This is a genomic window from Erysipelatoclostridium sp. An15, from assembly GCF_002160675.1.
Classification (GTDB): Bacteria; Bacillota_I; Bacilli_A; order Erysipelotrichales; family Coprobacillaceae; genus Thomasclavelia; species Thomasclavelia merdavium.
This window is the reverse complement of the sequence record NZ_NFLA01000115.1, coordinates 1-737: the sequence shown is the minus strand read 5'-3', so window position 1 is coordinate 737 and position 737 is coordinate 1. Positions and strand designations below refer to the sequence as shown.

Below are 737 nucleotides of genomic sequence, written 5' to 3'. Positions count from 1 at the left end.
TCTGCAGTTATAAACTGGGGTGAACATCGCTGGCAAAACTATGACAATCTTTATGATTTTTTTAAAGTTCAAGACATAGAAAAAATATCTACCAGTAACTTTTCAATACTGGTGGTAAATGTACTGGATATTGATTATCATTTATTTAAAGAAAAGAAAAACTATGATTTGATCAAGACTATTCAATTAATCTATAAATTTAAAGGAAAACCAAAGAAATTAAAAGGTCTAGTAATAGATAGAGATATTGCAATCATAGCAGCTAGCATAGTTAATGAAGAAAATGAGGTTTTAAAAAATATTATCTTAGAGCAAGGAGAGAAAGTGGATATGTGTGAATCATTAATGAATTTCTATAATCAAGGTATCAACGAAGGAATAAATCAAGGCATTAACTTGGGTGTTAATAAAGAAACCTTACAAAAAACAAAACAAATATTTAAACATTTTTATCCCCATGAAGATAGTAATATTTTAAATAATTTAACTAAAAAACAATTAGATACAATTTTCACAATGCTTTTAGATCAAGAACCACTTGATAAAATTAAAGGTATCATAAACAAAAAAATTGCTAGTTAGATAACTATGAGCCAGAAAGTCACTAATTAATTAGTGCAATGTCGTCAATTTAAGAAGATAAAAGGATATGTTTAGCTAATTAAGTATCTGATCATATCCTTTTCGTGTTTGAAAACGCTAAAAAAGCGTATAAATATCCCTTGATTTTTGATGAT

General features: G+C 26.7%; 1 pseudogene. It reads left to right on the top strand.

Annotated features, from left to right (window positions below):
- Window positions 1-582 (top strand): annotated as a pseudogene (locus tag B5E92_RS15590) (hypothetical protein); the annotation flags it as partial.
- Window positions 583-737 lie beyond the last annotated feature (155 nt).